The sequence below is a fragment of the Flavobacterium bizetiae genome (genome assembly GCF_024271895.1).
In the GTDB taxonomy this organism is placed as follows: domain Bacteria; phylum Bacteroidota; class Bacteroidia; order Flavobacteriales; family Flavobacteriaceae; genus Flavobacterium; species Flavobacterium bizetiae.
The window spans coordinates 4,324,350-4,344,271 of record NZ_CP091861.1 but is presented as its reverse complement, the minus strand read 5'-3'; the positions used below and the strand labels follow the sequence as shown (position 1 = coordinate 4,344,271).

General features: G+C 38.2%; 7 protein-coding genes. 6 read left to right on the top strand and 1 reads right to left on the bottom strand.

Going from position 1 to position 19,922, the window contains the following annotated elements:
- Window positions 1-329: 329 nt before the first annotated feature.
- Both L0669_RS18320 and L0669_RS18315 read left to right on the top strand, forming a co-directional pair.
- Complete coding sequence (locus L0669_RS18320) at window positions 330-13,982, top strand: MBG domain-containing protein (protein ID WP_263759258.1); 13,653 nt, start codon at window positions 330-332, stop codon at window positions 13,980-13,982.
- A 57-nt stretch (window positions 13,983-14,039) separates the two neighbouring features.
- Window positions 14,040-14,963, top strand: coding sequence for a PorP/SprF family type IX secretion system membrane protein (locus L0669_RS18315; RefSeq protein WP_263759257.1), 924 nt, complete (start codon window positions 14,040-14,042; stop codon window positions 14,961-14,963).
- Window positions 14,964-14,970: 7 nt separating this feature from the next.
- On the opposite strand, the gene L0669_RS18310 is transcribed toward L0669_RS18315, so the two are convergent.
- Window positions 14,971-15,351, bottom strand: a complete 381-nt coding sequence (locus L0669_RS18310; RefSeq protein WP_263759256.1) for a winged helix-turn-helix transcriptional regulator — start codon at window positions 15,349-15,351, stop codon at window positions 14,971-14,973.
- Between the two features lie 92 nt (window positions 15,352-15,443).
- Between L0669_RS18310 and L0669_RS18305 the strand changes: the two genes are divergently transcribed.
- From L0669_RS18305 to metI, 4 genes are all read left to right on the top strand, one after another.
- Window positions 15,444-16,442: an NADP-dependent oxidoreductase gene (locus L0669_RS18305; RefSeq protein ID WP_263759255.1), complete on the top strand. Its 999-nt coding sequence runs from the start codon at window positions 15,444-15,446 to the stop codon at window positions 16,440-16,442.
- Window positions 16,439-16,909 carry a cupin domain-containing protein gene (locus tag L0669_RS18300; protein WP_263759254.1) on the top strand — a complete coding sequence of 157 codons (471 nt, stop codon included), beginning with the start codon at window positions 16,439-16,441 and terminating at the stop codon, window positions 16,907-16,909. The genes L0669_RS18305 and L0669_RS18300 overlap by 4 nt, the downstream gene beginning before the upstream one ends.
- A 1,272-nt stretch (window positions 16,910-18,181) precedes the next feature.
- Window positions 18,182-19,213, top strand: coding sequence for a methionine ABC transporter ATP-binding protein MetN (gene metN, locus L0669_RS18295; protein WP_263759253.1), 1,032 nt, complete (start codon window positions 18,182-18,184; stop codon window positions 19,211-19,213).
- On the top strand, window positions 19,206-19,859 hold the full coding sequence (gene metI / locus L0669_RS18290) for a methionine ABC transporter permease MetI (protein ID WP_263759252.1): 654 nt from the start codon (window positions 19,206-19,208) through the stop codon (window positions 19,857-19,859). The genes metN and metI overlap by 8 nt, the downstream gene beginning before the upstream one ends.
- The last annotated feature ends 63 nt before the right edge of the window (window positions 19,860-19,922 follow it).

Here is a 19,922-nt window from a genome sequence, read left to right as displayed (position 1 = left end):
ATTTCTTCCTGTTTTTATCGTATCGTATATAATCCTTCCTTTTAAATTATTCGCCAAAACTATTGGTTCAAAATGAACACTTTAAGTAAAAGTTGTTTCAATGTTAGTTGCGTTTGGTTTTCAGTTTTTATCCAGATTAAAATGTAATTCAAAACATATTTAAATTAAGAATATAGAATATATATATAGATAGATAGTTATAAAAGTAATTTTTGTAATGAAGTTAATGTCGAAAGTTGAAATAGTATAAGCCTTTAAAAAATCCATAACTATCAATAAAATAATATCTAAGATGTAATTTTTTAGTTGAAAATTTAAAAATATCAGGCATGGTTTATACTTCTACTTTTTCTTTTTCAAGAATGTCTTTTTTGTTTTTTTGGATTGTTTTATTAGCATTTCCTTGTTATGTTATGGCTCAAAGTCCCGGTGGTGTTGCGAGCAATCTTAAATTATGGCTCAAAGCAAATAGTAGTGTTACTCCCGCCATACAAGGTGCTGCGGTGACTGCATGGAATGATTTAAGCGGAGGCAGTAATCATGCAACAATTCCCGCATTAACTCCGGTAGTATTAAACCCAACTTATCAGCAAAATACGTTTAATTTTAATCCTTCAATACGTTTTTCAGGGACAAGTAATCTTAGTTTTTCTGCATTATCTGGGATTTTAACACCAGCGGTAACAAGTAATAATGTATCGGTTTATTCCGTGTTTTTAATGAATAGTTCTACTAGTGCGCCTGGGAGAGTAGTAATGATTTCGCAAAATTTGCTTACTTCTGATTGGCAGAATATGGCTGGTGCTAATTTTATAAACCGTAATGGTACAAGTATAAATGGATACAGAAATGGTATTGGAGGTCCTTCTGTAGGGCCTGTTATTGGTATGCCAGTTATTGCGTCTACCCATTTTACGGCGGCAAATCAATGGAAGACTGAAATTAACGGAAATGTTTTTACCTCAGCAGCTTTTACTACTACAGCATTTAATGCGGGTTACTTTCGTTTAGGGCAGAGTACTTATAGCAATGATGATTATTTTAATGGAGACATAGCGGAGGTTATTTTATACAGCGCAGACCAATCATCGCTGGCGAGTCATAACCAGATAGAAAGTTATCTGGCTGTTAAATATGGTATTCATAAAACGGGTAGTTATGTAAACAGTTCAGGTACGAATATTTGGGATGCGACGGTTAATGTTGCTTATCATAATGATGTTTTTGGTATAGGACAAGATAATGCTTCCGGTTTACTGCAAACACAATCGAACAGTACCAATACAGGAGATGGAAGCGGTACGGGGCAAAGTGGAAAAGGAAATATTACAATCAGCAATCCGTCTTCGTTAACGAATAATGCATTTTTAATGATTGGGCATAATACCGGAGCACTTACAGAAGCGGATATTATTGATGCCGGAAATCCTACCAAAAGAATAGCCAGAATCTGGAAAGTACAGCGTACAGGTAATCTTGGAACGGTAACATTAAATTACGACAGAGCCGGATTAACTTATTCTGGAACAGTCGCTTCTGATTATACCCTTTTAGTCGATCCAACTGGTGCAGGTAATTTTAGCGGAGCATCAGTAATAACTTATAAAGCAGCAGCACTTAACGGAACTAAAGTTACTTTTAACAATATTGATTTACCAAACGGTGCTGCATTTACATTTCAAACTTTATTTAATCCTGTAACTCCTACAGTTCAGGCGACAGAAGTAAATTTCAATAATACCACAACTACGGGAACTGATATAAACTGGACGAATGGCAATGGCGGGTTAAGAGCCGTATTTATACGGCAGGCATCATCAGGTAATCCTGCCCCAGTAAATAATACGACTTACACAGCAAATACTGTTTTTGGCTCAGGAACACAAATTGGCGCAACAGGCTGGTATTGCATTTATAATGGTATAGGAACAACCGTAAATGTTACCGGTTTGACGGCAGCAACAACCTATCAGGTTATGGTTGTAGAATATAATGGTTCTATATCTGGGAACGAAATATATCATTCTTTGATAAGTACAAACAATCCTGTAGACATAACAACAATTACAAATCTTGCAGCTGCTGGACCAGGCGGAGTACTAGGTGGAGTTATTTGGTATAAAGCCAATGCGGGAATTACCTTAAATGCATCGAATGTATCGCAATGGACAGATTCTAGCGGAAATTCTAATACTGCAATACAAGGTACTGCGGGAAATCAGCCCGCTTATACTGCTAACAGTATTAATTTTAATCAGGCAGTTTCCTTTTCCGGAAATAATTTTTTAACAGCACCTGTTACTAATTTACCATCTGGCAGTAATCCGCGTTCTATATTTATTGTAGCGACTTCCACTAATACCCAGACTGGAAATAGTTGGATGTATGGATACGGTAATGGTGGCCCGGGAGGGGCTTTTAATGTTGGAAAATTGTTAAGTTCTTCCACGCTTTATGTCAGTGGTTATAGCAGAGATGCTCAGTCTACTGCAAATTTTTGGATCGCCAATACTCCAAAATTAGGTACTGTTACTTTTAGTACACCAACGGTATCTTTTTTTGATGCCGGTGCACCGATTGGAACTGCTGTTCAAGCTGCTTGGAACACAGTACTTAATGCAAACAGCGGAAGAATTGGTTCTTTTGTAAATAGTGGAGAAAGATGGATAGGAAATATAGCAGAGGTCGTTATGTATCCCTCATTAGTAACAGGTACTGCAGCAATAAGCGTAGAATCTTATCTCGGTATAAAATATGGTATTCATAAAACAGGAAATTATCTCAACAGTGCAGGAGTTGTAGTTTGGGATGCCACTCTAAATATTGCATATCACAATGATATATTTGGGATTGCTCAGGATGATTTATCAGAACTATTACAAGTTCAGTCCAATAGTAGTAATACAGGCAGTGGGGATGGTACAGGTCAAACAGGAAAAGGAAATATTATAATAAGTAATCCTTCTTCTTTAATAAATAATGGATTTTTGATGATTGGTCATGATGCTAGCGCCCTTACAGAAACAGATATTATTTTTGCAGGTGTCCACAGTAAACGTGTACAACGAATTTGGAAAACTCAGACTACCGGCAATCCCGGAAACGTAACTTTAAGTTATGACATTACAGGATTAAGTTATTCAGGACAAAGCGCCAGCGATTACGTACTTTTAGTCGATCCTACAGGTTTAGGTGTTTTCGACGGCGGTTCAGTAGTAAAATATACAGCTGCTTTACTTACAGGTAATAAAGCAACTTTTAATGCGGTTGCATTACCAAATGGAGCGGTCTTTACTTTTCAAACCTTAGCAACTCCAACCGTTCAGGCAACCAATGTTGTTTTTTCAGGAACAACAGCAACCACAACCACAGCCAGCTGGACAAACGGAAGCGGTTCTTCAAGAGCGGTATTTATGTTTGCTGGAACAACGGGTAGTGCCTTACCAATTGATCTTACGGCTTACACCCCTAATACTGTTTTTGGGTCAGGAACACAAATTGGAACAACAGGTTGGTATTGCGTTTATAATGGTACAGGAACGACAGTCAACATAACAGGATTAACCCCTCTAACAACCTATCAGCTTATGACTGTTGAATATACTGGTCTAATAGCGAGTCAATTATATTTGTCGACAATAAGCACTGGAAATCCTGCTGGAGTAACGACACTTAATAATGTGGCAACTCTAAATAATCTAACGATCAGTCAGGGTACTTTAGATCCCACTTTTGCAACAGCAACTACAATCTATACTGCCAACGTAGCGAATGCTGTTAGCAGTTTGACGGTAACACCAACTGCCACAGACACGAATGCAATGATTACTGTAAATGGCGAAATAGTAATAAGCGGAAACCCATCAGAAGCTATTCCTTTGGCTGTTGGGCCCAATATTATTACAACAGTTGTTACAGCTCAGGATGGTATTACATTAAAAACTTATACCATTACAATAAACAGAACGGCACCAGCTACAATTGTGACTACAGGAACTGTGCTTGCATTAAATACTGTTTACGGAACACCATCGGCATCTGGTACCTTTAATATATCAGGAACTGATATGCTGGCAGGAATTTTAGTTACTGCACCATCAGGATTTGAAGTAAGTACTGATAATACTACTTTTACTAATACTGTAACGGTTGGTGCAACAGGAATTATCGCATCTACACCGGTGTATATTAGATTAAAAGGAAATATTCCGGCGGGCAATTACTTAGGCGATGTAGCTTTAAGCAGTGCCGGAGCAACAACGGTTAATTTTGCGATAGTTTCGAGTACAGTAAATAAAGCAGCTCTGACCATTACGGCGGCAGATAAAACAAAAACGTACGGAGTTGCCAATCCAGCTTTAACTGTGAATTATTCCGGATTTGTAAACGGAGATACGGCGACAAATTTAACAACTGCGGCAAGCAGTACCACAACAGCTACAATAGCAAGTGGTGTCGGAACATATCCTATAACTCCTGGCGGAGCAGTAAGTCCTAACTATACCTTTACTTATGTCAATGGAAATTTAGACGTAACTGCAGCATCTCTAACTTTTACAGCAGATGATAAAATAAGAGCTTACGGAGCAGCAAATCCTGTTTTTACAGGAACTTATGACGGATTTGTAAACGGAGATACGGAGAGCAGTATAACGACACCAGCAATATTTAATACAGTAGCAGACGCAACAAGTGTGGTTGGAGATTACCCAATTATACCTGGCGGAGCAGTAAGTCCCAATTATGTGATCAATTATGTTTTTGGCAATTTAGCAGTAACTAAAGCTACTTTAACCATTACTGCAGATGCTCAGACAAAAATATATGGACAGGCAAATCCAACCTTGACGATAAGTTATGCAGGTTTTGCTAATGGAGAAAGTGTTTTAGATTTAACGACACCACCAACAATTGCTACCACAGCAGCTTTAGCAAGTCCCGTAGGAACATATCCTATTGTAGCAAGCGGAGCAGCAGCCACAAATTATACTTTTAATTATGTTGATGCAAGTTTAACCGTTACTACAGCTACTTTAACCGTTACCGCAGTTAATAAAACGAAAGTTTACGGAGATGCCAATCCAGTATTAACCGTAACTTATTCAGGATTTGCTAATGGTGAAACAGTTGCTAGTTTACTGACTCCGCCAACAATTGCTACCACAGCAGCTTTAGGAAGTCCAGTAGGAACATACCCTATTGTAGCGAGTGGAGGAGCAGATCCTAATTATACTTTTAGTTATATTGATGGAACTTTAACCGTAACTGTAGCAACTCTAACCATAACTGCAGTTGATAAAACGAAAGCTTACGGAGCTGCCAATCCAACATTAACGGTAACCTATTCAGGATTTGTAAATGGCGAAACAGAATTAGATTTATTGACATTACCAACGGCTACTACCACGGCAGTTATATCAAGTCCGGTAGGATCGTATCCAATTGTGGTACTTAACGGATTAGATCCTAATTATACCTTTAATTATATTGATGGAACTTTGAGCGTAACACCAGTTACTCTTACGATTACAGCAGAAAATAAAACGAAAATTTACGGAGATACCAATCCAACTTTGACCGTAAGTTATGCCGGATTTGTAAACGGAGATAGTGCGATAAATTTAACTACCGCACCAACGATTACTACAACAGCTGCTACAGCAAGCGCAGTAGGATCATATCCGATTGTAGCAAGTGCAGCAACCGATCCTAATTATGTTATTAATTTTGTAGATGGAACTTTAACTGTTACCCAGGCAACTTTAACCATAACGGCTGATGATAAAAATAAAGTTTACGGAGATGTTAATCCAGCTTTAACTATTAGTTATGCCGGTTTTGTCAACGGAGAAACTGTAGCAAGTTTGCTCACTCCGCCAACAATTAGCACAACAGCCACAACAGCAAGTTCTGTTGGAACATATCCAATCACGGTGACAGGCGCCTCTGATCCTAATTATATTATTGATTATGTTAACGGAACACTAACCGTTAGCCCCACAACTTTATTGACCATAGTAGCCAATAACCAAAGCAAAACTTACGGAGATGCCAACCCGGCATTAACAGTAAGTTATGTTGGTTTTGTCAACGGAGATACCGAGGCAGATTTGACTACTTTACCGACGATTACTACGACAGCAATACAAAGTAGCCCGGCAGGAACATATCCAATCACGGCAAGCGGTGCAGTTAATGCAAATTACACAATTGCTTATACTAATGGTATTCTTACTGTTAATCCAGCGGTTTTAACCGTTACTGCAGACGCGAAAAATAAAGTTTATGGTGATGCCAATCCAGCCTTAACAGTAACTTATTCGGGTTTTGTAAACGGAGAAAGTGCAACAAGTTTAACTACGGTGCCAACAATTACTACAACAGCCGATGCTACAAGTCCAGTTGGAGGATATCCAATTACTGCCAGTGGGGCAGTAAATCCTAATTATACATTTAATTATGTTCCGGGTAATTTAGAAGTAACAGCTGCGACTTTAACCATAACAGCCGAGAATAAAAGTAAAGCTTACGCAGATGTTGATCCAACTTTAACCGTAAGTTATTCCGGATTTGTAAACGGAGATAGTGCGACAAGTTTTACTACAGCACCAACGATTACAACAACAGCCACAACAGCAAGTCCCGTTGGCACATATCCTATCACAGCAAGCGGAGCGGTAAACTCTAATTATACTATTAATTACATCAATGGAACGCTAAGTATCACGCCTGTTGCGCTGACTATAACAGCAGATAATAAAAATAAAGTTTATGGTGATGCTAATCCAACTTTAACAGTAAGTTACACAGGATTTGTTAATGGGGACACAGTTTCAAGTTTAACAACAGCTCCAATAATCGTGACAACGGCAGATGCCACCAGTGCTGTCGGAACATATCCTATTACAGCAAGCGGAGCCGTAAATAATAACTATACAATCACATACAACAACGGAACCCTAACGGTTAATCCAGCAGCTTTAACCATAACAGCTGATGCACAAACAAAAGGATATGGTGCAGCAAATCCATCTCTTACAGCAAGTTATACGGGATTTGTAAATGGAGATACGTTTGCAAATTTAAGTACGCCACCAACCATTACTACAACAGCTACAGCAGTAAGTCCTGTTGGAACGTATCCAATTACAGCAACAGGAGCAGTAAATAATAATTATGTGATCACATATGCGGCAGGAACTTTAACGGTTACTCCGGCAGTTCTAACAGTTACCGCAGATGCGAAAACTAAAGTTTATGGCGATGTTAATCCAGCTTTTACAGCAACGTATTCCGGATTTGTAAATAGTCAGACAGAATCAGACTTATTAACCTTGGCAACATTTGCAACTACTGCTACGGCAGTAAGTCCTGTTGGAACATATTCTATTGTAGCAAGTGGAGCAGCAGACCCTAATTATACGTTTAATTATGTTGATGGAAACTTAACGATTACTGCGGCGACTCTGACAGTTACAGCGGATACGAAAACCAAAATTTATGGGGATACCAATCCTATTTTAACTGCAACCTATTCCGGATTTGTAAATGGCGAAACAGAATCTAATTTATTAACCTTGGCAACTATTACTACAACAGCTGTTACAACAAGCCCTGTTGGAACATATCCTATTATAGCGAGTGCAGCAGTAGATCCCAATTATACATTCAATTATGTTGCAGGAACTTTAACCGTGACTCCTGTAACGCTTACGATAACAGCAGACAATCAAACAAAAGCTTATGGTGATGCCAATCCAGCATTAACAGTATCGTATTCAGGATTTGTAAATGGAGATAGCGCAACAAGTTTAACGACAGCACCAAGCATAGTTACAACAGCCAGTGTCACAAGTCCGGTTGGAACATATCCAATTACGGCAAGCGGAGCTGTTGATGCTAATTACACGTTTAATTATGTTGCAGGAACTTTAACGATATCACCAGTTATTTTGAATGTAACAGCAGACAATCAAACGAAAGGTTATGGTGATGCCAATCCAACTTTAACAGTATCGTATTCAGGATTTGTAAATGGAGATAGCGCAACAAGTCTAACAACAGCACCAACGATAGTTACAACGGCTGATGTCACAAGTCCGGTTGGAACTTACCCAATTACAGCAAGCGGGGCTGTTGATGCTAATTATACGTTTAATTATGTTGCAGGAATTTTAACGATATCACCAGTTGTTTTGACTGTAACAGCAGACAATCAAACGAAAGGTTATGGTGATGCCAATCCAACTTTAACAGTATCTTATTCAGGATTTGTAAATGGAGATAGCGCAACAAGTCTAACAACAGCACCAACAATAGTTACAACAGCTGATGCCACAAGTCAAGTTGGAACATACCCAATTACTGCAAGCGGAGCAGTTGATGCTAATTATACGTTTAATTATGTTGCAGGAACTTTAACGATATCACCGGTTGTTTTGACTGTAACAGCAGACAATCAAACGAAAGATTATGGTGATGCCAACCCAGCATTAACAGTATCGTATTCAGGATTTGTAAATGGAGATAGCGCAACAAGTCTAACAACAGTACCAACAATAGTTACAACAGCTGATGCCACAAGTCCGGTTGGAACTTACCCAATTACAGCAAGCGGGGCTGTTGATGCTAATTACACTTTTAATTATGTTGCGGGAATTTTAACGATATCACCAGTTGTTTTGACTGTAACAGCAGACAATCAAACAAAACTTTACGGTGATGCCAATCCAACTTTAACAGTATCGTATTCAGGATTTGTAAATGGAGATAGCGCAACAAGTCTAACAACAGCACCAATGATAGTTACAACAGCCGATGTCACAAGTCCGGTTGGAACTTACCCTATTACAGCAAGCGGAGCTGTTGATGCTAATTATACTTTTAGTTATGTGGCAGGAACGTTAACTGTGAATCCCGTTACTTTAACAGTTACAGCAGACAATCAGACTAGAGATTATGGAGAAGCAAATCCAACGCTAACAGCAACTTATTCAGGATTTGTAAATGGAGATTCAACAACAAGCCTGACTACTTTAGCAAACGTGACAACTACGGCAGATATAACAAGTCCCGTAGGAACGTATCCAATTACTGCAATTGGAGCGGCAGCTATAAATTATATTTTTAATTATGTTGATGGAATACTAACCGTAATGCCACTTACAGATGCTACTCTTTCTAATCTTAGTGTAAGCGAAGGCACTTTAATTCCTGTTTTTGCTCCAGGCACAACAAGTTATACGGTTGATGTAGCGAATGCGATTACAAGTATAACTGTAACACCAGTTACAAATGATGCAGATGCAACGGTAACCGTAAACGGAGTTTCGGTAATAAGCGGAAATGCTTCAGGATCAATAGCTTTGTTAGTAGGGACTAATATTATTACAGTAGAAGTAACAGCTCAGGACGGTATAACAATTGAAACGTATACTATCACAGTTAACAGAACAGCTCCGCCAACTATTAGTACTACCGGAACATTAGCACCACTAACTACGATTTATGGAACAGCTTCTGCATCAACAACTTTTAATGTATCAGGTACTGATATGCTGGCAGGAGTTTTAGTTACTGCACCTTCAGGATTTGAAGTAAGTACCGATGGTACAACTTTTACTAATACCGTTACTGTTGGAGCAGCAGGAGTCATTACATCTACGCCGGTTTATATTAGATTAAACGGAACAATTGCGGCAGGAAGTTATTCGGGAGATGTTGTTTTAACCAGTACAAGTGCCACTACAGTAAACATACCTACAGCGACAAGTACAGTAAGTCAGGCAACACTTACCATTACAGCCAACGATGCCAGCAGAGCGTATGGCGCAGCAGACCCTGCTTTTACAACAACCCCTACAGGCTTTGTAAACGGAGATACTTCTAGTATTATCACAACTCAGGCAACTGCGACAAGTAATGCTACGGCTACAAGTCCGGTAGGCAATAGCTATATTATTACACCAAGCGGAGCGGTATTGTCTTCGTCAAATTATACCATTGCCTATGTTAATGGAAACTTAGAGATAACAACTGCTACTTTAACCATTACCGCAGATGACAAAACCAAAATTTATGGAGATGCAAATCCACCATTTACTTTTACTTATACCGGATTTGTAAATGGCGATACAGTAAATAGTTTAATAACGCCTCCGGTTGGAGCAACAACTGCAGATGCTACAAGTCCTGTTGGAATTTACCCAATAACAATAAGTGGAGCTACGTCTTCAAATTACACTATTGGTTATACAGCAGGGGCAACTTTATCGATCACTCCGGCTAATTTAGCCATAAAGGCAGATGATAAAACCAAAATTTACGGAGAAGCAAATCCAACGTTTACATTTACTTATACGGGATTTGTAAATGGAGATATAGAAGCCGATTTAACAACTCTACCAGTTGGGACAACAACTGCTGACGTAACAAGTCCTGTTGGAATTTATCCCATAACCATAAGCGGAGCGACGTCTTCAAATTATACTATTGGTTATACAGCAGGCGCTACTTTATCAATCACTCCGGCTAATTTAGCTATAAAAGCAGATGATAAAACCAAAATTTACGGAGAAGCGAATCCACCATTTACGTTCACTTATACCGGATTTGTAAATGGCGATACAGTAAATAGCTTAACAACGCCTCCGGTTGGAGCTACAACTGCTGATGTTACAAGTCCGGTTGGAATTTATCCCATAACCATAAGCGGAGCAACGTCTTCTAATTACACTATTGGTTATACAGCAGGGTCAACTTTATCGATCACTCCGGCTAATTTAGCTATAAAAGCAGATGATAAAACCAAAATTTACGGAGATGCAAATCCAGCGTTTACATTCTCTTATTTAGGATTTGTAAATGGCGATACAGTTAATAGTTTAACAACGCCTCCGGTTGGATACACAACTGCTGATGCTACAAGTCCGGTTGGAATTTATCCCATAACCGTAAGTGGAGCAACATCTTCAAATTATACTATTGGTTACACAGCAGGATCAACTTTATCGATTACTCCTTTGAATTTAGCAATTGCAGCAAATGATCAGACTAAAATTTACGGAGAGGCCAATCCAGTTCTAACGCTTAGTTATACCGGATTTGTAAACGGTGATACGCAAGCTGATTTACTTACTCCGGCAGTAGCCTCAACTACAGCAGATGCTACAAGTCCGGTTGGAGTTTACCCAATTACGATAAGCGGGGCGACATCAAATAACTATACTATTGGTTATACGGCAGGAGCGACGCTAACCGTAACGCCAGCTACTCTAACAGTTACAGCAAACAATCAAACCAGAGATTTTGGCGAAGCAAATCCAATATTAACAGCAGGTTATACAGGATTTGTTAATGGTGATACTGTAGCAAGTATAACGACTTTAGCAACAGTTACAACAACAGCTAATACAACAAGTCCACCAGGAACATATCCAATTACTGCAATCGGAGCTTTAGCAACAAATTATATATTTAGTTATGTTGTAGGAATATTAACAGTAATGCCGCTTACAGATGCCACTTTGTCTAATCTTACTATAAGTGAAGGAACTTTAACTCCGGTTTTTGCATCAGGTACAACAAGTTATACTGCTGAGGTTTCCAATGCAATTGCGAGTGTAACAATTACACCGGTTACTAATGATGCTGATGCCACAATAACTGTAAATGGAGTTCCGGTAATTAGCGGAAATGCTTCAGGAGCAATTCCTTTAGCATTAGGCTCTAATACAATTACTGTGTTAGTAACGGCTCAGGATGGCACAACGACAGAAACGTATACCATTACAGTCAATAGAACGGCTCTGCCAACTATTGTAACAACAGGAACTTTTGCCGCATTAAGCACAACTTATGGTACTGCATCAACATCAAATACATTTAATGTATCGGGAACCGATATGCTTTCGGGAATTTTAGTTACAGCGCCATCAGGATTTGAAGTAAGTACAGATGGTATTACTTTTACCAATACACTTACTGTTGGAGCAGCAGGAACAATTGCCTCTACACCAGTTTATATTAGATTAAACGGAACAATTCCGGCAGGAAATTACTCGGGAGATGTTGTCTTAACCAGTACTAGTGCAACGACGGTTAATTTACCAATTGTTACAAGTACAGTGAATCCTGCAGTGCTTACCATCACCGCTGTTGATGCAACTCGTCTTTACGGAGCAGCAGACCCAGCTTTTAGTACCAGTGTTACAGGATTTGTAAATGGCGATACCAATGCTATTATCACCACTGTAGCTATAGTTACTAGCAATGCTACAATTACAAGTCCAACTGGTAATTATGCACTTACACCAAACGGATCAGTATTAAGTTCATCTAATTATACGATTGTTTATGTTAATGGAAACTTAACTATAACCACTGCTATTTTAACCATTACAGCAGATGCTCAGACGAAAATATACGGAGCAGCGAATCCAACTTTGACTGCCAGTTATGGTGGATTTGTAAATGGAGATACAGCTGCAAGTTTAACTACAGCTCCAACTATTACGACTGTAGCTACTACGGCAAGCTCAGTTGGTAATTACATCATCACAGTAAGCGGAGCAGTATCTTCTAATTATACATTTAATTATGTTGATGGAAATCTGGCAGTAACTCCGGCACCTTTAATTATTACAGCAGATAATCAAACGAAAGTTTACGGTTCGCCAAACCCAATTTTTACATCAACTTATGCAGGTTTTGTAAATGGTGATACCGCATCAAGTTTAACAGTACAGCCCGTAATTAATACGCCGGCAGTTACAGCAAGTCCGGTAGGAACTTATCTGATTACAGATAGCGGAGCAGTTAATCCTAATTACACGATTAGTTATGTTAGCGGAAATCTAACCGTAACAGCAGCTCCTTTGACCATTACCGCAGACAACAAAACAAGAGCTTATGGCGCTGCGAACCCTCCGCTAACAGCAAGTTACGCAGGATTTGTAAACGGTGAAACCGTGGCGAGTTTAACTACGCCACCTACTATTTCGACTATTGCAAATGTGACCAGTCCGGTTGGGGTTTATGCCATAACAGTAAGTGGCGCAGTAGATTCTAATTATGCGATAACATATGTTACAGGAGTTTTGACGGTAACATCGCCAAGCGACGTGAATTTAGCAAGTCTAACCATTAGTAATGGAGTTTTAACACCAGCTTTTTCACCTAATATTCTTTCATATAATGTGAATGTTAGCAGTACGATTAATACAGAAACGATAACTGTAGTAGCTGATGATCCTTTGGCAAAAATAACTATCAACGGCAACCCAATTGTAAGTGGTAGTTCTTTTACCGTACTTTCATTACTAAGAGGTGTAAATACGTTTACTATTAAAGTAACTTCTGAGGATGGTTTAACAACAAAAAGCTATGTTCTTACGATCACAAAAGAAGGTGCCGACGATGCGTCTCTATCGAATCTAACGATTAGTAAGGGCATATTAGAACCTAAATTCAAATCAGATATTACCAATTACGATGCAGTAGTCAGATACGATGTCAATTCGATTACAGTAACACCAACAGCAACAGATCCGGGAGCTACAATAACAGTAAACGGAATCGCCGTTGCCAGTAATACGGCAAGCACTCCAATAACTTTATTGCCGGGAGAAAATATCATCGAAACGGTTGTTACGGGAGAAGACGGTATAACAAAAGAAATTTACGCTATAATAGTCTACAAAGGACTTTCTCCGGATGCATTAGTAATCACTAATATATTATCACCAAACGGAGATGGTAAAAATGATTTCTGGGTAATTAAGGATATTGAGTTATTCCCAAATAATAAAGTCACAGTATACGACAGAGCAGGAAGAATAGTGTATTCTAAAAATAGTTACAGCAACGAGTGGGACGGATCATACGGCGGATCTCCGTTAAATAATGATACCTATTACTATTTGATAGATTTAGGAGAAGATTTGCCAAAGATTAAAGGATTTATCACCATGATTAGAGACTAATCTCTATAGGTCAAAAAGTGTAAAATAATAAAATTGTTCTATCATAACCCTATCGATATGAGTACAAGTAAAAAAATATCTATGAGATTATTTGCCATCAAACCAATCTTGTTTTTGAGCCTCATTTTATTCGTAACCAATGCGGCTCATGCGCAATTGAATAAATTCGAAGCCATGTATTACCAAAACCAATATTTAGGAAATCCGGCAATGGCAGGAATAAATAAAGGTTTAAACGTAAATATTGGATATCAGCGACAATGGGATGATGTTCCAGGAAATCCGGTCATGATGTATGCAACAGCAGAATATAATCCCGAGAGCAGAGCGGCATATGGCCTTAATTTTAGCAGTGACAGAGCAGGTTTAATTACCAATTCGAGAATTTTAGGAACTTTTGCTTATCATTTACCTGTTGATGGCGAGGATCGAAAAATTAATTTTGGTCTATCATTAGGCGCAAGATTTCTGTCGCTGGATAAAAGCAAAATCACGGGGGATATCAACGATCCTTCGATTCAGAATTTTGACGAGGGCGGAGCGTTAGATGGCGATTTTGGGATTTCGTATACCACACCATTATTAACCATTCAGGCGGCTGTGCCCAATTTGAACAATACTTTTTTTGAAAATGATAACGGAGAAAGACGATATGTTGACAGTCAGATTTTCTACTCAGCGATAAGCTATAAAATATACGTTTCGAGCCGAATAAATGATTTTAATATTGAACCTCTTCTTGCGTACAGAGGTATTCGCGGATATAAAGATATTGCAGATATCGGAGCGAATTTTAGTATGCCGGAATACAATATGAATATATCAGCGATGTATCATACCAATGAAGTTATTTCCGGCTCCTTTGGAATTACACTAGATAAACTAGGCATCTTTTTATCCTATTCTAGTTTTATTGGTAATACAGGCGCTTACGCAAATGATGGATTTGAATTGGGATTGCGCTATAGATTTTTAGATTAGAATGCTATTATTTACTGATCGTTTCAATAATCTTTTCACGATGGCTTAATCCCCAATTGACTAAAGTTTCCGTTACCGGAAGTACAGATTTTCCGTATTCCGTAATGGCGTACACTACCGTTATTGGTTTAGTTTGCTGCTCTGTTCTCGAAACCAAAAGATTAATTTCTAATTCCTTTAATTCTTTACTCAGCATCTTGGCCGAAATTCCATCGATCTCGCGTTGCATTTTCTTAAAATTAATTACCTGATGCGTTCTGTTAGTCAGAAAACGCAGAATCATTAGTTTCCATTTTCCTCCTAAAACATCCAGACTATCACGCATCGCCATAAGTTCTTCTGAACAATTGGCTTCACGAATCGTACCGTTATCATTAATTTTTGCCATAGTAGTTTCTGTTTGGTAACCGGTTACCTCGGGTTAACCCATAGCAAAAATAAAGCATTTGAACTGTACATTCGTAAGATAAAAGAAGAAAAATGAAAGCAATCCTTTTACATCAAAATGGAGATTTTAAAGTACAAGAAGTAAATACGCCAGAACCAAAATACGATGAGGTTCAGGTAAAAATTGCAGCAGCAGGATTTAACCCAATCGATTATCAAATGACCGAAAATGCTATGGAACGCAAATTATTACATTCGCCCATATTAGGTCGGGAATTTTCTGGTATTGTTTCGGGAGTAGGAGAAAAGGTAACTGATTTTAAAATCGGAGATGCTGTTTTTTGTGGTTCCGGAAGCATGGGATCAAACGGTACTTATGCCGAATATATTTGCGTTCCCGCAGCAATTGTAATGCATTTGCCCAAAAATATTTCGTTTGAAGAAGGTGCAGGAATACCTTCAGTAGGATTAACAGCTTTGCAGGCCATTAATAGAATGAAAGCTAATGCAACTGACTCTATTTTTATTACCGGTGCGGCTGGCGGAGTAGGGAATATGCTTCTTAAATTATTGATCGAAAAAGGAAATCACAATTGTATTGTTACAGCAGGAAACGAAAGTAGTATCGCTTCATTAGTAGATCTTGGCTTGAAGCCAAATCAAATTATTAATTATAAAAATGATGAGGTTTACGAAACTGCTTTAGCATTAAATAATAAGGAATATTTTGATTTTGTTGTCGATTTAGTAGGAAATGAAATTGCCGTTATAGCAGCAAAACTCCTAAAGACAAACGGCACTTTTGTAGATGTTACCAATTTTTCTACTGCAGATTCGCGTGAAATTCTTTTTAGCAAAGGAGCAGCGATTCTCAATATTTCAAATTATGCATTTGGGTTAGAAAAGCGATACGATTATTATAAAAACGGATTAACCGAATTGTCTCTTCTTTTACAAGAAAAATCAATTACACCACCAACAATTGAAATGATTGGAGGAATGGAAGTTGAAACAGTTTTAAAAGCACATCAAATACTTCGTGATAACAAAACGAACGGAAAGAAATTAATCATGCAAATAAATAAACTATGAAGACAATTCCGAGAAGGATCGTTACAGGAATACGAAACGGAAAATCAATAATCGAAAAAGATGCAATTGTATCGAATGTTTCAGAACATTTTCCGGGTTTGATTATATCTGATATTTGGTCGACAGATTCGATGCCTGTAAAATTAGAAGAAGAAAAAATAATCGAAAACACTGCTTTCCCACATACACCCAAAAATGGAAGTTATTTTCGATACGTTCAGATTCCCCCTGATAAAGATTTGGGAATTATCGCAGAAGAAGGTCAGCCTCATCCGTTAATGCATCAAACTGATACGCTGGATTATATCGTAATTCTTTCCGGAGAAATTTACCTTATTGTAGATGAAGGCGAAACGGTATTGCAAGCCGGAGATATTGTGGTACAAAGAGGAACCAATCATGCCTGGAGCAATCGATCTGATGCGCCTTGTATTCAGTTGGCGATATTGTTGGACGCTTCGAAATAAAATTTCTGGAAACTTATGGCACGCGGATGACACGGATTCGCTATCGCGAAAACGCAGATTTGCACGGATTTAATTCTTATTTATTTCCTTTGTGATATTTTTTTGTTCGTTGATGCGCAAACTTTGTCAAAGTTCAAAACTTTGACAAAGTTGATCATATCGTATGTCATCCAGAGCGAAGTCGAAGGCTCGTAAGTAGCTCGAAAATTTAATGAAAATATTTTTTTTAAGTTTTATTATTTGAATGATGAGATTATGGTACGCGGATAACACGGATTCGCTTCGCGAAAACGCAGATTTGCACGGATTTCATTCTTAATTTATTTTCTTTGAGATATTTTTTGCTCGTCGATGCGCAAACTTTGTCAAAGTTCAAAACTTTGACAAAGTTGATCATAGCGTATGTCATCATGAGCGAAGTCGAAGGAGCGCAAGTAGCTCGACAATTTAATGAAAATGCTTTTTTTAGTTTTATTATTTGAATGATGAGATTATAGCACGCGGATGACACAGATTCACTATCGCGAAAACGCAGATTTGCACGGATTTCATTCTTAATTTATTTTCTTTGAGATATTTTTTGCTCGTCGATGCGCAAACTTTGTCAAAGTTCAAAACTTTGACAAAGTTGATCATAGCGTATTTCATCGTGAGCGAAGTCGAAGGACCACACTAGAAACTCCGCAATCTATATCGCTAATCTTTGTAGAATCCCGCGTGTGATCCTTCCTCCGTCAGGATGACAAGATTGCGGATAAAAATCCGCGAATACCCGCGTTTTCGCGAAGCGAATCCGTATCATCCGCGTACCATCTTCAAGTTAGTTTCGATTATGATAATATTCTACTTGATAAATAGAATATTTCTTATGAAACCGTATGCCCTAGCCCTGATGGGAGCGGCATCCTTTTTGTTTTTTCTTTAAAAACAAAAAGATACAGCGGACAGCAGGAATCAGCTCCTAATTCTAAAACAAAACCTACTACATCGATAGGATAAAAAAAGTTTAGAATTTTGTATTGAAATTCAAATTATCTCTTTAAATTTGCCGCAGCAATGAAAAACAATAACCAGAATACCAATTATTATAGCTGCAACATGTGTTGCGCGACTATGCGATGGTATGAACTGGCTTATATATAAAAATAAAATTATTTATTTCTGAAGCCTTTCATAATTTATTGAAAGGCTTTTTGATTTTAAATTTTAGAATTTCAGATGCGTTAAGTATTTATGTCTGTGGATGTAGCAGATTTAATTTGAATAAAGAAAATGATTGAATTAAAAAATGTCACCAAGAATTTTCATCAGAAAAACCGAATCGTTTCGGCTTTGTCAGATGTTTCGCTTAAAGTTCCGCCAGGGAAAATCTTTGGTGTAATTGGAACTTCGGGAGCTGGAAAAAGTACTTTGATTCGTTGTGTGAACTTGCTGGAAAGACCAACTTCGGGAGAAATTATTGTAGACGGGAAATCGTTAATGCAATTATCGAATGCGCAATTGGCGATCGAGAGAAGACAAATTGGAATGATTTTTCAGCATTTTAACTTGCTTTCGTCACGTACGGTTTTCGAAAATGTAGCTTTTCCGTTAGAATTGGCTGGTGTTTCAAAAGGGGATATTAAAACTCGTGTTTTTGAATTGTTGCAGTTAGTAGGTTTGGCCGAAAAAGCAAATGATTATCCTGCAAGTCTTTCAGGAGGTCAAAAGCAAAGGGTTGCCATTGCGAGAACATTGGCTAATAACCCGAAAGTATTGTTGTGTGATGAGGCGACAAGTGCGCTTGATCCTGCAACCACAAGATCGATTTTGAATTTACTGAAGGATATCAATCGTCGTTTAAATATTACGGTCCTACTGATTACGCACCAAATGGAAGTTGTAAAATCGATTTGTGATGAAGTTGCGGTAATTAGCCACGGAAAACTGATCGAGCAGGGAAGTGTAGGAGAAATTTTTGCCGACCCAAAACACGAATTAACCAAAGAATTTATTGCTTCGTCATTGCATCTTGATATTCCGCGAGTATATCAGGAACGTTTGCAAAAACAGGATGGCGAAGGTTTGAGTCCGTTGTTGAGATTAGAAATGACTGGGAAATCGGTAAACGAGCCTGTTATTTCAGAAGTTTCGAGATTGTTTGATACTAATTTTAAAATTGTTAGTGCACAAATGGATCAGGCCGGTGATGTAAATTTTGGTGTAATGCTGATCGAATTGTCAGGAAAGCGCGAGAACTACGAAGCTGCAATTGAATATTTTATTTCTAAACATATTAAAACAGAAATCATAGGTTATGTCTGATTCTACTATTACCTTATTATTGAACGGTACCTGGGAAACCATCGTGATGACATTTGTGTCGGGCTTTTTTGGTTTTGCATTAGGGCTTCCAACGGGTATTTTGCTTTTCCTTACGAGAAAAAATCAAATTTTGGAGCAACCCGTTTTAAATAGAACGTTATCGGTTTTGGTGAATATTTTTCGTTCAATTCCGTTCATTATATTAATTGTATGGATGATTCCGTTTACAAAAACGCTGGTAGGAACTTCTATTGGTGTAAGTGCGGCTTTAGTTCCGTTAAGTATTGGTGCAGCACCTTTTATTGCCCGATTGGTAGAGAATAGTCTTTTAGGTTTACCTTCAGGATTAATCGAAGCGGCAAGAGCTTTGGGTGCAACACCTTTGCAAATTGTATATAAAGTACTGCTTCCGGAAGCATTACCTTCTTTAATAAATGCAACATCAATCACTTTAATCACACTTGTAGGATATTCTGCAATGGGTGGAGCAGTTGGAGCCGGAGGTTTAGGACAAGTGGGGTATCAGTACGGATATATTGGATACGATGCCGTAATCATGAATTCGGTTCTGATATTATTGGTGCTTTTGGTATTCGTGATTCAGTTTGCGGGTGACTTTTTGTCCAAACGATTTGATCATAGATAATATTTTGAAATACTTTTGAGATTTTACCGCAAAGTGCGCTAAGTTTTTTTACTATACTAAGCT